We start from the raw sequence: 13,184 nt of genomic DNA, 5'->3' as shown, positions 1-13,184 counted from the left end.
AGGAGATGCCGAGGAACGCTCGGCCGCATCGCGACCTACCCCTCCGCCCGGAGCCGGCCGTCCCCGGACCGACCCGTCGTAACACCGGCCGTCGTCCAGACGATGGAGCCCGTGAACAGGAGGCAACAACATATGGGCTTGTTGGATCGGTTGATGGGTCGGCCGAGGCAGGAGACACCGCCGCAGTCGGGCGCGGTACGGTTCACGCTGCTCGCGGGAGACGATGATCTCGAGGTGGTCGGCGAGAGCAACTATCAGGAAGCTCTCTGGGGAATCTGCGGTGCCCGCAAGGGAAACCGGATACGACATTCGATCAATGCCATGCTCGTTCCGGAGCCGTTGAACCCGCACGACGCCAACGCGGTGGCGGTGTACATCGACGGACATCTGATCGGCTACCTGGACCGGAGCACCGCAGCGCAGTACGTCGCTAGTGTCCACAGTTTGATGGCTCGGCATGGCTCCCACGTCGGCTTGCGAGGGCACGTCGTCGGCGGTGGTCACCGCGATCACGGCCTGGGCTTTCTCGGGGTCTGGCTGGAACATGACCCCGCGGACTTCGGGATGGCACGCGCCGCTCGATCGGGCGGGCGACCTGTCGCTGAAGGCGCCGCCATGAGAACCGGTTTCAGTGAGGCTTGGCTGACCGATGCAGAGGATGACTCGTACGACCTGTCCTGGTACAACGAACTCCCGGATGGCGACCGGGCGGCCATCGCAATGCTGCGTGACCTGTTGGCCACTGACCCTGATCCCATCGATCGGCACTTTCAGTTCGCAGAGTTGGAGTCGAGGCTCTATCGGTGTCGTGATCTGTACGCATCGGCGCTGGATGAATTCGACGAAGCCTGTCGACTCCACGACGCCGAGATGGAATCCATCTGCGGGGCCTTCAGAACTAAATGGCACAAGATCCCGCTGCTCGAGACCTACCGCCAGATGGCGATTCGTCAGCAGAAGAAGAAGGATTGGGACGCCTGCCTCTGGTGGGCCGAGCGCGGCTTGGAGTTGTACGGCGAGTCGGCCGCCCGGCAGGACGCCGTCGAAGATCTGGAGAAGCGCCGCAATCGTGCGGCCGCCAAGCTCGAGGCAACCGCCAGACCGGCTGCTTCGGCCACCCAAGTTGTCGAAGTAACTCTCCAACCACCATCGCCGAGCATTGCGGAGCTCTCGCCGGTCGCTCTCGCAGAGCTTGAGATCCTCATCTGCTCCCGCTGTGCTTCGACATTCGAGCGCCTTCGGGTGCGTGGCCGCAAACCCCAACTCTGCCCCATCTGTCGGGCTCACTGAGCCTGTTCGGCCGGTGGAGGCACTACTGTCCTAGTTGTGCGGATCCTCTATATCGGGAACAGCTTTACGGCGCGGAACAATCTGCCTGGGCTGGTTGCTTCGCTTGCGAAGGTGCGGGGGCACGTGGTCGAGCATCGGTTGATCTCGGCGGGTGGGGCCTCGCTTCGGCAGCATTTGAACGCGGGTACTGCGTTGGAGGCGATTGCCGAGGGCGGGTATGACGTGGTGGTGCTGCAGGAGCAGAGCACGCTGCCGGTCAAGAACGCGGCGCGGATGCAGGACAGCGTTCGGGACCTCGATGCCGCTATCAAAGCCGCCGGCGCGCAGACCGCGTTGTACATGACGTGGGCACGCAAGAACGCCCCGGAAACCCAGCAGGCGCTGACCACCGCGTACGCCACCATCGCCGCTGAACTCGGGGCCACCCTGATCCCCGTCGGTATGGTCTGGGAACGCTTCCTCGCCACCCATGACCAGCCGCGACTCCACGACGCGGACAACAGTCACCCCGCGCTCCCCGGCAGCTACCTGGCCGCTTGCGTCTTCCTCATCGCCCTCCTCAACGAGCATCCCGTCGACATCGACCTCCCCGTCAAGGGCCTCGACGCAGCCACCGCCGCCCAACTCCGCGAGGCCGCCTGGACCATCTACGAGGACCTCGCCACGCAGTAACGCAGTACAGGCAGTAGCGCAGTACCGGCTTAAAGGTCCTGGACGTGCAGGACGGCGCCGTTCTGGACGTCGCGGTTGAGCAGGGACCAGATTCTGCGGGCGACGTCCTCGGGTCTGGAGAGCCCGCCGGCCGCCTCGAGTTCGCGGAAGCGGCGGGCGTTCGGGACCTGCTCGTCGGCGGCCGACCGGAGTTCTTCCTGCATGGCGGTGTCGACCGCGCCGGGTGCCACGGAGATCACCCTGCAGCCGGGTTTTCGGCGCTGTTGTTCCAGTCCCACGGCTCGGACCCACTGGTCCACCGCGGCCTTTCCGGCGCAGTAGCTCGACTCGCCCTCGTACGGCCGGAGCGCGGCGCCGGACGTCAGCATCATCAGGTGCTGTTCGAAGTCCCGGCCGTCCACCGCTCGCAGGAAGGCGTGCCCGAGGACCTGTGCGGCCGCCGAGTTGAGCAGCACGTTCCGCGTGTACTGCGCGGTGTCGACCGCGCCCGCCGGTCCCAACGGGGTCAGGGTGCCGGCGTTGTGTACGAAGACGACCCGGTCGCCGTCGAAGCGCGCCAGCCGGCGGATGAAGTCCTCCTCGACCAGCGGCCACGACGCGGGGTCTGCGAGGTCGACCGCTACGTGCTGGGTCCCCGGCGTACCACCACGTCGCGAGATGTCGATGATCTCCGCCTCGAAGGGGATCGTTGCCGCCAGGGCGGCTCCGATACCGGCCGATGCTCCGGAGATCCACACGAGCATCCGGCTGAAGGTGCTCATGGCACTACTCGAGTTTCCAGTTCAGCGGGGCGGCGTGCGGAAGTTGTCGATCAGACGGCAGGCATAAGTCGCTCATGATGCAGTTCCCCCCTGCAGCGTCTGGCGGTGCGCCAGTCAGAACGCAGCCTACGTCCCTCGTGCTCTCGATCGCACCTGGTTGAAGCCCTTGTTTTCTTGGAGTTTCCCCCGATCACAGCCGGGGACCGGCCCGCACCGCTCAGCGACGGTGCGGGGGCTGCCAGCGGCCATGGTGGTGCGGCCCGCCCAGCAGTGCGATCCAGAAGAACACCCACAGGAACCACGGCGCGGCGAAGGTGATGGTGGCGATGACCAGACCGATCATCAGCACCGGCAGCAACCAGAGGATGGGTGGCGGGGCCATCCGCTGCGGACCGGACCGGAAGCCCGGCGACCGCCTGCTCGGCCCCGACTGCGTCGCGGCGGGCTCCGGGAGATCGTCGAACAGCGGCGCCAGGTCGTTGTCGTACCGCGCCCGGGTCGCCTGACCGCTGCGCTCCTCGAACTCCTCCTGCGTCAGCCGCCCGGCCACGAAGTGATCACTGAGTACTGCGACCGCCTGGTCGCGTTCCGCGTCGCCGATCCGGAGCGGGCCTCGGCGCGATGACGAGCCTCTCGGGCTAGGGAGGTGCTGACTCATGAGCGGTCCTGCTGCTCGTCGTCGGCGAGGATCCCGTACAGCGTGCGGCGCAGTTCGATCAGCGCCTTGCGGGCCCGGGCCTGCTGGTCCGGAGTACCGGCGGCGATGATCTGCCACAACGCAGTACCGACTTGTCCCAGGACTGGCTTCAAGCCGTCGGCGTCGTCGTCGGCCGAGGCGGTCATCGCCTCCCAGGGAGCCGTCACCTCCTCGGCGTGCTCGGCGACGTAGGTGCGGCCCTCGTCGGTGAGTGAGAAGGTCCGCCGCCCTGTGGCGGCGTCTGCCGTGACCAGGCCCTCGTCCTCGAGTTGCGACAGGGTCGGGTAGATGGAGCCAGGGCTGGGCTTCCAGGCTCCGCCGCTGCGCGAGGCGATCTCCTGGATGATCTGGTAGCCGTTCATCGGCTGCTCGGCGAGCACCGCGAGGATCGCGGCCCGGACGTCACCGCGCCGTGCCTTCGGCCCACGCCAGCCGCGCGGCCCACCACCCTGCGCCCAGGGCGGCCCGAACATCGATCCACCGAACTTGCCCCACTCGCCGCCGAACGGATTCGGCCCGCCGTGGGTGCCAGGTCCACCGTGGGCGCGCAGGCCGCCCATGGCGGCGAACAACTCCCGCTTGATGTCTTCCACGATCGAGCAATGCTGTCCGACCCGCTGCTGCCAGGGCCACCCACCTACGTAGGCCGATCCGGTCATCCCAACCACCGTCCCTCACGAAGTACCGCTGCGATAGCTCAACGATATATCGCGACAGATCACCACCCAAGGGCCTTCTAAGCCCCGTTCAGCACGATGTCGGAGGCGGTTGCGGTGAGCAGGACCGACTGGCCGTCGACCGTGATCTCCTTCAGCGTCGCCCCGAACGGCAGTTCCGGAATCTCGATGCCCCGGGCGAGCAGATTGTTGATCGCGTTCCGTACGACGGACGGCACCGTGCTCGGCAGGTCGCCGACAGCCAGCCTGATCCGCCCGTTCTGCGCCTGCGGCTGGATCGTCGCGCGGGCCTCGACACCTCGGACCGTCACGCGTGCCTGCAACTTCCCGCCGACGATCTGCAACGAGAGTCCGTCCAGCCCGCTGGTCCGGGCGACCTTCGTGAGCGCGGCAGGTGACAACCGGAGGTGGACATCGGCCGTCCCCACGTTCACGGGCGCACTCGTGTCCCCGGTCAGCAGTTCGCGCGGTACCTGGATCGACTTCATCACCACGGTCAGGTCCTCCGCTGACACCTTGGAGATCGTCGGCTGATCCATCGTCAAGGTGATCTGGGAGAACTCGCCCCTGGCGACCTGCGGCAGGAATCCGAAGCCCCCCACCTCGACCGAGGTGTCCGCCGCCTGCACGTCGTACTGCGCGGCCTCGTCCGCCGCCATCGTCGCCAGTCGGCCCTCGGCGAACGACTCCGCCAGCCGATCGGCGACCACCAGCAAGCCCACCAGTATCACCAGCACGACGATCAGCGACCTGAACCGCCGACGCGGTCTCCTCGAACCCATCAATGCCTTCCCAAGGTCGCCCAGCGAACCCGGCCACAATAGAGCCTGGCCCCGAACCCTCGGCGTAGCGTGCCCTCATGGACCGGCTCGGCTACGTGATCCTCTACGTCTCCGACCTCGACGCGTCCGTCGCCTTCTACCGGGACATCCTCGGCCTGCCGCACAAGTTCACCGACGCGGGCTTTGCCGAGTTCGCCACCAAAGGCACCCGCTTCGCTCTGTACGAACGCCGCCGGGCCGAATGGCTGACCGCTCACCCGGTGACGCCGGGTCCAGCCGCCGAGATCGTGCTCCTGGTCGACGACGTGGACGTCGAGGCAGCTCGCCTGACGACACTGCGGATCCCGATCCTCAGCCCTCCAGCCGATCGCCCTTGGGGTCACCGGACCCTGCACCTCGCAGACCCCGACGGTTTCGTCGTCGAACTGGCCCAAGAGATCCCGCGCCGGCGAGTACGCAGTACCTGATCAGTCCTTTGTGGGTCGAGGGACGTCGTGCGCCAGGTCGTAGGAGTAGTCGCCCTCGTACTCCGGTGTCGCCGTGACCACCGGTTCGTGTTCCTCCTGGCTCGGCGGGGTGGCCGGGGCGGTCCCTTGTCGCGTCTCATGCGCGAGGTCGTACTCGAGATCCGTGCCGGGGTCCGAGATGTCCTGGGGTTCCTGACCGCTCACGACTGAGCTCACCGCCTTCACCTGGGTTTCTCCAGTATTCACGCTTGTCCGGGAGTCGCCTCATGGAGGGCGTTCGCGACGGCCTCGACCGCGGGTGTCCGGGTCGCCCGGGTGAGGAGGAAGACCTCGCGGTCGATAGATCCCTCGGCGAACGAACGCACCGCGACGCCGGGTGTGCCGTAGCCGACCACGAGGTCGGGCAGCAGCGCGCAGGCGCCCGCCGTACGGACCATCTCCACGAGGATCAGGAAATCGTCCGACGCGTAGCGCAGATCCGGTTCGAACCCGCCGAGCTCGCGGCACGCGCGGATCTGCATCTCGCGATGACCGGTACCCGGCTGGCAAGCGGCCCATCGCGCGTCGGCCAGTTGCGCCATCCGCACACGGTTCTGGCTCGCCTGCGGATGCGTTTCGGGCAGGACGAGGCGCACCTGCTCCCGCACCAGCGACTCCCGGGTGAGGTCGCTGTGGACGGGACGCGGCTGGCCGGAGTACTCGTCGCCGACCACCGCGTCGAGCTGCCGCAGGCGAAGGGCGGGCACCGACTCCTCGACCTCCGCTTCGGTCACCTCGACGCGGATGTCGGGGTGGCTCCGCGCCAACGCGGCGACGGCGGGCGCCACGATGCGCAGGAACGCCGACTGAAACGCCGACACCCGTACTACGCCGGCGGGCTGCCCGGCCGCGAGCGCGGCCACCTCTGCCTCGGCCGCCTCCATGCCGTCGAGCAGCACGGCCGCATGCCGTACGAGCACGCGGCCCGCGTCGGTGAGCCGCACGTTGCGCCCGGTGCGCTCGAGCAACTTGGCGCCGGCTTCACGCTCGAGCACCGCCAGCTGCTGGGAGATCGCGCTCGGGGTATAGCCCAGCGCCCGGGCCGCGCCGTGGACGGTCCCACGGGCGTCCAGTTCGCGCAGCAGTCTGAGTCGGCGGAGATCGAGCATCGTTCACAAAAGCTACCCGGTTTCGTGCACAAAGAGGAGATGGACGTGAACAGTTGCCTGCTGTCAGCATCGTCGCGTGGGACCTCTCCTCTGCCTTCTCTCGGCCGTCTGCTTCGGCGCCATGGCGATCTTCGGCAAGCTTGCGTACAACGCGCAGGTCGACGTCGGGGACCTGCTGCTCATCCGCTTCGCGATCGCGGCCGCTCTGCTGCTGGTCGTGGCCGGTGCGACCGGCGCTCTGCGTGGGCTGCCGCGCCGGTCGGTGGCAGCCGGGCTCGCGATGGGCGGCATCGGCTACGCGACGCAGTCCGGGCTGTTCTTCGGCGCCCTCGAGCGGATGGACGCATCCCTGCTCGCGCTGATCCTCTACGTCTACCCGGCCCTCGTGATGGTCGGCGCCATCGCACTCGGCCGGGAGCGAGCGTCGACCCGCAGGATCGCCGCGCTACTGATCGCCTCTGTCGGGACCGCCCTCGTCCTCGGCGGCGCAGCCTCAGGCAGCCTGAACGCCGTGGGTACTGCGATGGGCTTCGGCGCCGCGCTCGCCTACACCCTCTACATCCTCGCCGGCGACCGTGTCGGCCAGGGGATGCCACCGCTCGCCCTGACCGCCCTCGTCTGCACCGGCGCGACCTGCACGTTCGCCCTGGCCTCCGCTGTCCGCGGCGGCCCGAACCTCACCTTCGGCGCCGCCGGCTGGACCTGGCTCATCGCGATAGCGCTGATCAGCACAGTGGCCGCAATCCTCTTGTTCTTCGCGGGTCTGAACCGAGTCGGCCCCTCGACAGCATCGATCCTGTCGACCCTGGAGCCAGTAGTGACAGTCACCCTCGCGGCAACAGCCTTCAACGAGTCCCTGGGTACCGTGCAACTCTTCGGCGGCGCCTTGGTCCTGAGCGCGGTAGCGGTGATCCAGTGGCCCGGCCGTCGTCGTCAGGCGTCCACCTTGAACGGGTCATGCTCGGCCAGCAACTTGTCCAGCCTGGCCTGATCGACGCTACACGTGGGGCGTCTCCCGGTCGCCTTGGACGAGCTGAGCCGGGCCACCGGAACGACGGATCCGGCAAATTCGTTGCCTTAGGCAATTTATCGCGACTCACGGCCGGCAGTTGGTGGCGCCCGGGCCGTCCGCCACAATCGGGGGATGGCCAAACGTTCCGCCCGCCGGCCGGCGGTCTCTCCGCTGTCACCCGCAGCGCCCTGCCCGTGTGGCCTCGACGCCACCTACGGGGACTGCTGTGGCGCTGCACCAGGGCCGGAGTACGGCAGCGACTGCAGAGCGCCTGATGCGCTCCCGCTACAGCGCTTTCGTCGTCCGCGACGCGCGCTACCTGCTGCGCACCTGGTCCGCCGGGACCCGCCCGCCCGCGCTGCGGTTCGACGACAACATCGAGTGGACCGGCCTCGACATCCTGAGTACGAGTGGTGGCAGCGCCTTCCACACCGAGGGAACCGTGGAGTTCCGCGCCCACTTCACCCTCGACGGCCGGCCGGACAACCAGTACGAGAACAGCCGCTTCACCCGCGAAGACGGCCAGTGGGTCTACGTAGAACCACTACCAGAGCAAACCGGAAGCGCTTAGTCTGTTGAGGTTGCCGGGCGACCTGCGGAGCGGCGTACTCCGGTCGGTTGGCAACGACATCTAACCGCGGAGGCGGATGCCGGTGGAGAATCGCGGCGAGACGTCCGTCTGGGGAGGGCTTGGGCGATTGCGTGGTCGCCGCGCTGAGTGCGCGGTGATCGACGAGTTGGTTGCCGCCGTTAACTCTGGTTCCGGCCGGTCACTCGTACTGCGCGGCGACGCCGGCGTCGGCAAGACGGCTCTGCTGGGATACGCGGTGAACAAAGCGTCGGAGCTGCGAGTGCTCCACGCTGTCGGGGTCGAGTCGGAGATGGAGTTGGCGTTCGCGGCGTTGCACCAGTTGTGTACGCCGATGCTTGATCGGCTGGACAAGCTCCCGGGCCCGCAGCGGGACGCGCTGGGCACGGTCTTCGGCCTGAGGAACGGCGGACCGCCGGATCGCTTCCTGGTCGGCCTGGCCGTCTTGAGCCTGCTGTCCGAGCTCGCGGACGAGGGTCCGCTGCTGTGCGTGGTGGATGACGCGCAATGGCTGGACCGGGCCTCCGCACAGGTGCTGGGCATCGTCGCGCGGCGGTTGATGGCCGAGCCGGTGGGCTTGCTGTTCGCGACGCGCGGGTCCGGCCCGGAGCTGCTGGCGCTGCCGGAGCTCGAGATCCAGGGCTTGCGCAGAGGCGAGGCCCGCGCGCTGCTGGACTCGGCCGTTCGGTTCGTGCTCGACGAGCGGGTCCGGAACCGCATCGTGGCCGAGACCGGCGGGAATCCGCTGGCGCTGCTCGAGCTGCCCCGCGGGCTGACCGTGGCGCAGTTGGCCGGTGGCTTCGGGCTGCTGGGCGCGCAGGCGTTGCCCGGGCGGATCGAGGACAGCTTCCTAGCGCGGATCGGACGGCTGCCAGAGCAGACCCGGTTGTTGTTGCTGATCGCGGCGGCGGAGTCGGTCGGCGACCCTCTGCTGGTCTGGCGGGCGGCCGAGAGGCTGGGCGTTGGAGCCACGGCCGCCAGCAGCGCCGAGGCGGAGGGGTTGCTGGTCATCGGCGCCCGGGTGACCTTTCGTCATCCGCTGGTGCGCTCGGCGGTGTACCGCTCGGCATCGCCTCAGGACCGTCGCGCAGTACATCTGGCGCTGGCCGAGGTGACGGATCTGGCGATCGACCCCGACCGTCGGGTCTGGCATCTGGCCGCAGCGGCGACGGGACCCGACGAGTCGGTGGCAGCTGAGCTCGATCGCTCATCCGGGCGGGCGCAGGCGCGCGGTGGACTCGCCGCCGCGGCAGCTTTCCTGCAGCGCTCGGTCGCGCTGACGGGAGACCTCACGGCGCGTGCGGATCGCGCGCTGGCCGCCGCGCAGGTCAGCCTGCACGCGGGAGAGTTCGAGTCCGCCCTCGGGCTGCTGGCCACCGGGGAGGCGGGAGCGCTCGACGAGTTCCAGCGCGCACGTGCCAACCTGCTGCACGGACAGATCGCGTTCGCCTCGGGACACGGCAGCGACGCCCCTCCGCTGCTGCTGAAAGCCGCGAAGCAACTGGAGCCGTTCGACCTCGAACTCGCGCGGGAGACCTACCTCGATGCCTGGGGTGCTGCGCTGTTCGCCGGCCGGCTGGCCACCGCCGGCAGCCTGCGCGAGGCTTCACGGGCCGCGAGAGCCCTCCCGCCCGCGGACCCTCCGCGTCCGTCCGACCTGCTCCTGGACGGCCTGGCAACGCTGGTCACCGAAGGACGCACTGCGGCAGCGCCCTTGCTCAGAAGGGCTACGAGCGCCTTCGCCGCCGACGAGATCTCCGCGGCGGACAACTTCCGGTGGGGCTGGCTGACGACGGTGCCGGCCAACGTGCTCTGGGACGAGCAGAGCTGGAACGCGATCAACGTCCGCCAGTTGCGGTCGGCCCGCGCGGCAGGTGCGCTCGCCCGGCTGCCGATCGACCTGACCGCGCTGGCCATTCTGGTCACCTGGCGGGGTGGATTCACCGAAGCCGAAGCGGCGATCGCGGAGCTCGATGCCGTCATCGAGGCAACCGAGACCCACATCGCGCCGTACGGCGCGATGCTGCTCGCCGCTTTCCGGGGACGGGCGGTTGAGGCGTCCGCGCTGATGACGACTGGCGCCGAGGACGCGGCCGCCGGTGGACAGGGAATCGGCGTCCAGTACGCCGACTGGGCCTCCGCGATTCTGTTCAACGGCCTCGGTCGCTACCAGGAGGCGCTGACCGCGGCCCGGCAAGCGAGCGCGGACACCCCCGGGCTGTTCCTCTCCGCTTGGTCGCTGCCCGAGCTCATCGAAGCCGGCGTCAGATGCGGGGAGACGCGACTCGCCGCCGGCGCTCTCGAGCGCCTGGTGGAAGCGACGGGCGCGGCCGGCACCGACTGGGCGCTGGGCATCGAGGCCCGTTCGCACGCCTTGCTGGGCAAGGGGAAGATCGCCGAGGGTTTCTACCTGGAAGCGATCGATCGCTTGCAGCGGACGCGGATCCGTCCGGAACTCGCCCGCACGCACCTGCTGTACGGCGAATGGTTGCGTCGCGAGAGTCGCCGTGTCGATGCGCGGGGTCAGTTACGCATCGCGCACACCCTGCTCAGCACGATCGGTATGGAGGCGTTCGCCGACCGCGCCCGGCGCGAACTCCTCTCCAACGGCGAGACGATCAGCAAACGGAGCGTCGGTACCGAACGTGACGAACTCACCCCACAGGAGCAGCGGATCGCCCTGCTCGCTCGCGACGGCCTCTCGAACCCGGAAGTCGGCGCCCGCCTGTTCCTCAGCCCCCGCACGGTGGAATGGCACCTCCGCAAGGTCTTCGCGAAGCTAGCCATCAGCTCCCGCAAGGAACTCCGCGAAGCCATCCGCACCGCAGAGACCTAGGCACCGACGAGCGTCATCCCTCCGGTGACTACGGCAAGGCTGTGAGGGCGTTCGTCAGCAGGGCTGCGAGTGCCTCGAGCTGGAAGTCGGCCGACGAGGACACCTCTTCGTCGGAGCCGTCGAGTGCTCTGGCGGCGAGGCCGGCCTTGGTGTCGATGAGGTCCGCGATCCTGGTGTCGATGGTCTGCGCGGCGATGATGCGCCACGCGGTGACCGGCTCCTCCTGGCCGATGCGGTGCACGCGGTCGATGGCTTGGGTCTGTTCGGCGTTGGTCCAGGAGAGCTCGGCGAGGACGACGTTGGAGGCGACCTGCAGGTTGAGGCCCACGCCGGCGGTCAGCAGCGAGCAGACCGCGATCGAGACGTCCGGGTCGTTGACGAACGCGTCGATGTTCTTCTGGCGCGTCTTCGCGGTCTGGTCGCCCCGGATCGAGGAGTAGCGGATACCGCGCTCGGCGAAGAGCTTCTCGGCGGTGTCCATCACCTCGATGTGCCGGGCGAAGAAGACGACCTTGCCGACGTTGTGCGCGAGCTGCGCGGCGTAGTCGGCGGCCAGGCCGGCCTTCGCGTTGCCGATGCGGCGCACCAGGCTGAAGACGTTCTCGCCGGTCTTCTTGGTGTCGGGGTCGGACCGCTCCCACCCGGCGACCCGGCGTACGAGCTCGTGGTCGATGCCGTCCACCGGGGCGTCGGAGTTCCGAGTCGCGAGCGCGCTCTGGTACCGCGCCACGAGGCGGTCGGCGAGCTCGCGCTCGGCCTCGCGGATCGACCGGCCGGCGGCATCGTCGAGCTCGACTGGCAGGTCGGCAACCCGGCGGGCGGGGATGTCGGCGGCCACGTCCACCTTGCGGCGGCGGACGATGCCCATGTCGATCACGCTGGCGCGGGCGGCCGCGTAGAACCCGGGGTCGGCCGGGGTCAGACCGCTCCGCTCGAGCGACTCCATCAGCTCGGCGCGCGGCGCCTTGTCGTCGATCCAGCCGAGGAACTGCCAGATCGCCGTGAAGTCCTCGATGTCGTTGATCAGCGGGGTGCCGGTGAGCGCCATCAGCAGCGGACGCGCGGCACGGGTCCGGATCCGTTCGGACAGCTGGAGGACGTTCCGCGAGCGCTGGGACTTCTTGTTCTTGATGAAGTGGGCCTCGTCGACCACCATGCCGCGGAAGCCGAGGTCGCCGAGCCAGCCGACGTGCCGGTCGAGGACGTCGTAGTTGACGATGACGATGTCGGCGAACCCGTCGATCGAGTCTCCGTCGCCGTGGATCACCGTGGCGGTCCGCTTCGGCGTCCAGAGGTGGGCCTCGCGGGCCCAGTTGGTCTTCACCACGTTCGGTACGACGACCAGCAGCGGGTAGGCGTTCGCGGCCTGCGCGGCGAGCAGAGCCTGAGCCGTCTTACCCAGGCCCGGCTCGTCGGCCAGCAGGAAGGTCCGATGACCGGCGGCAGCGGCGGCAACCAGGCGCGCCTGGTGCGGCATCAGCGTGAGGCCACCCGCAGCGTGCAGGGAAGACGGCGCCGGCAGGGTCTTGCTCGCCGAAGCGGAGGCGTACTCGAACGACTTGAGCAGGGGACCGATCAGCTCCCAGCCGGCCAGGCGCCGAGCCTGCGGCTCACGTGGCGCGGCGGACGAGAAGTCCGGAGCGAGGAAGGGATTGGCAAGCTGCCGCGAGACGACCGACTGCGGCACGACCCGCCGCGCCGTCGTTTCGGGGGTGGCCGGTGGCTCACTGGGCGCGGGCTCCTCGGCGGGCGGCTCCGCACCGGCGGCGAGCAACATCTCGCGCTTGAGCGACACGGCCGCCTCGGACATCACAGCGTCCTCGGCAAGCAGGGCAAGCAGCGAGGTGTCGCGTGCAGCGGTCTTGGCGAGGATCGTCGCGATCCCGTCGAGCCGCCTGAGCTGCTCGGCCCGATAGGCGTCGGTGGAGCTCTGGTCGGCGTTCACCCGGGCGCGCTCCTCGCGCACCAGCAGGGCGACGACCTGGAACTTGGTCCGCACCGACGGCCGCACATTCGCGCGCTCGACGGCTCCCTCGACCTCCCGCACGGCCTTCGCGAGCACCGGCAGGATGCCGTCGACCTCGACATCGCGGACGCGACGCCGACGACGGGACGCAGTACTGCTGGCGCCGGACTGGCGCTGGCCTCGTCGGGCCAAAGAATCCTCCTCAAAACTGCCATGGCACCCCTTGCCATGGCGGAACGACAACACCGCAGGCCATCGACGCGGCCGACGAGACGTCGCGCGGAGCG

The 13,184-nt window shown here is 68.9% G+C and carries 13 protein-coding genes and 1 pseudogene; 7 read left to right on the top strand and 7 right to left on the bottom strand.

All coding sequences use genetic code 11. The features are described from left to right. Positions 1 to 132 precede the first annotated feature (132 nt). Together ACFPJ1_RS28685 and ACFPJ1_RS28680 are read left to right on the top strand one after the other, a co-directional pair. On the top strand, positions 133 to 1,290 hold the full coding sequence (locus ACFPJ1_RS28685; protein WP_380108615.1) for an HIRAN domain-containing protein: 1,158 nt from the start codon (positions 133 to 135) through the stop codon (positions 1,288 to 1,290). A 36-nt stretch (positions 1,291 to 1,326) separates the two neighbouring features. Beyond that, positions 1,327 to 1,962, top strand: coding sequence for an SGNH/GDSL hydrolase family protein (locus tag ACFPJ1_RS28680; RefSeq protein WP_380108614.1), 636 nt, complete (start codon positions 1,327 to 1,329; stop codon positions 1,960 to 1,962). Positions 1,963 to 1,991: 29 nt separating this feature from the next. Here ACFPJ1_RS28680 and ACFPJ1_RS28675 read toward each other — a convergent pair whose 3' ends face one another. The 4 genes from ACFPJ1_RS28675 to ACFPJ1_RS28660 all read right to left on the bottom strand — a co-directional run bounded on the left by ACFPJ1_RS28675 (position 1,992) and on the right by ACFPJ1_RS28660 (position 4,879). Next, complete coding sequence (locus tag ACFPJ1_RS28675; RefSeq protein ID WP_380108613.1) at positions 1,992 to 2,723, bottom strand: SDR family NAD(P)-dependent oxidoreductase; 732 nt, start codon at positions 2,721 to 2,723, stop codon at positions 1,992 to 1,994. Between the two features lie 217 nt (positions 2,724 to 2,940). Next, positions 2,941 to 3,381, bottom strand: coding sequence for a DUF1707 SHOCT-like domain-containing protein (locus tag ACFPJ1_RS28670; protein ID WP_380108611.1), 441 nt, complete (start codon positions 3,379 to 3,381; stop codon positions 2,941 to 2,943). Then, the gene (locus tag ACFPJ1_RS28665; RefSeq protein ID WP_380108610.1) at positions 3,378 to 4,079 is read right to left on the bottom strand and encodes a PadR family transcriptional regulator; all 702 of its coding nucleotides are present in this window, start codon (positions 4,077 to 4,079) and stop codon (positions 3,378 to 3,380) included. Before ACFPJ1_RS28665 ends, ACFPJ1_RS28670 begins: the two co-directional genes overlap by 4 nt. Positions 4,080 to 4,156: 77 nt before the next feature. Then, the gene (locus ACFPJ1_RS28660) at positions 4,157 to 4,879 is read right to left on the bottom strand and encodes an LmeA family phospholipid-binding protein (protein ID WP_380108608.1); all 723 of its coding nucleotides are present in this window, start codon (positions 4,877 to 4,879) and stop codon (positions 4,157 to 4,159) included. A gap of 77 nt (positions 4,880 to 4,956) precedes the next feature. Between ACFPJ1_RS28660 and ACFPJ1_RS28655 the strand changes: the two genes are divergently transcribed. Next, on the top strand, positions 4,957 to 5,346 hold the full coding sequence (locus ACFPJ1_RS28655) for a VOC family protein (RefSeq protein WP_380108606.1): 390 nt from the start codon (positions 4,957 to 4,959) through the stop codon (positions 5,344 to 5,346). Here the strand turns inward: ACFPJ1_RS28655 and ACFPJ1_RS28650 are convergent, their stop codons facing one another. Together ACFPJ1_RS28650 and ACFPJ1_RS28645 are read right to left on the bottom strand one after the other, a co-directional pair. Beyond that, positions 5,347 to 5,562, bottom strand: coding sequence for a hypothetical protein (locus ACFPJ1_RS28650; RefSeq protein ID WP_380108605.1), 216 nt, complete (start codon positions 5,560 to 5,562; stop codon positions 5,347 to 5,349). Positions 5,563 to 5,588: 26 nt separating this feature from the next. After that, positions 5,589 to 6,494: a LysR family transcriptional regulator gene (locus tag ACFPJ1_RS28645; RefSeq protein ID WP_380108604.1), complete on the bottom strand. Its 906-nt coding sequence runs from the start codon at positions 6,492 to 6,494 to the stop codon at positions 5,589 to 5,591. Positions 6,495 to 6,570: 76 nt separating this feature from the next. On the opposite strand from ACFPJ1_RS28645, the gene ACFPJ1_RS28640 reads away from it, so the two are divergent. The 4 genes and pseudogenes from ACFPJ1_RS28640 (at position 6,571) to ACFPJ1_RS28630 (ending at position 10,931) form a co-directional block, all read left to right on the top strand. Beyond that, complete coding sequence (locus ACFPJ1_RS28640) at positions 6,571 to 7,485, top strand: DMT family transporter (RefSeq protein ID WP_380108603.1); 915 nt, start codon at positions 6,571 to 6,573, stop codon at positions 7,483 to 7,485. A gap of 153 nt (positions 7,486 to 7,638) precedes the next feature. Beyond that, positions 7,639 to 7,719 (top strand): annotated as a pseudogene (locus tag ACFPJ1_RS43350) (hypothetical protein); the annotation flags it as partial. 61 nt (positions 7,720 to 7,780) lie between these two features. Beyond that, positions 7,781 to 8,077: a YchJ family protein gene (locus ACFPJ1_RS28635; RefSeq protein ID WP_380108602.1), complete on the top strand. Its 297-nt coding sequence runs from the start codon at positions 7,781 to 7,783 to the stop codon at positions 8,075 to 8,077. A 76-nt stretch (positions 8,078 to 8,153) separates the two neighbouring features. Beyond that, positions 8,154 to 10,931 carry an AAA family ATPase gene (locus ACFPJ1_RS28630; protein WP_380108601.1) on the top strand — a complete coding sequence of 926 codons (2,778 nt, stop codon included), beginning with the start codon at positions 8,154 to 8,156 and terminating at the stop codon, positions 10,929 to 10,931. A gap of 28 nt (positions 10,932 to 10,959) precedes the next feature. Here ACFPJ1_RS28630 and ACFPJ1_RS28625 read toward each other — a convergent pair whose 3' ends face one another. Continuing rightward, positions 10,960 to 13,089, bottom strand: coding sequence for a DEAD/DEAH box helicase (locus ACFPJ1_RS28625; RefSeq protein WP_380108600.1), 2,130 nt, complete (start codon positions 13,087 to 13,089; stop codon positions 10,960 to 10,962). Positions 13,090 to 13,184: the final 95 nt, after the last annotated feature.

This window comes from Kribbella qitaiheensis, from assembly GCF_042657745.1.
Taxonomy (GTDB): domain Bacteria; phylum Actinomycetota; class Actinomycetes; order Propionibacteriales; family Kribbellaceae; genus Kribbella; species Kribbella qitaiheensis.
The sequence above is the reverse complement of the archived record's forward strand: the minus strand, read 5'-3'. Positions and strand labels throughout refer to the sequence as shown.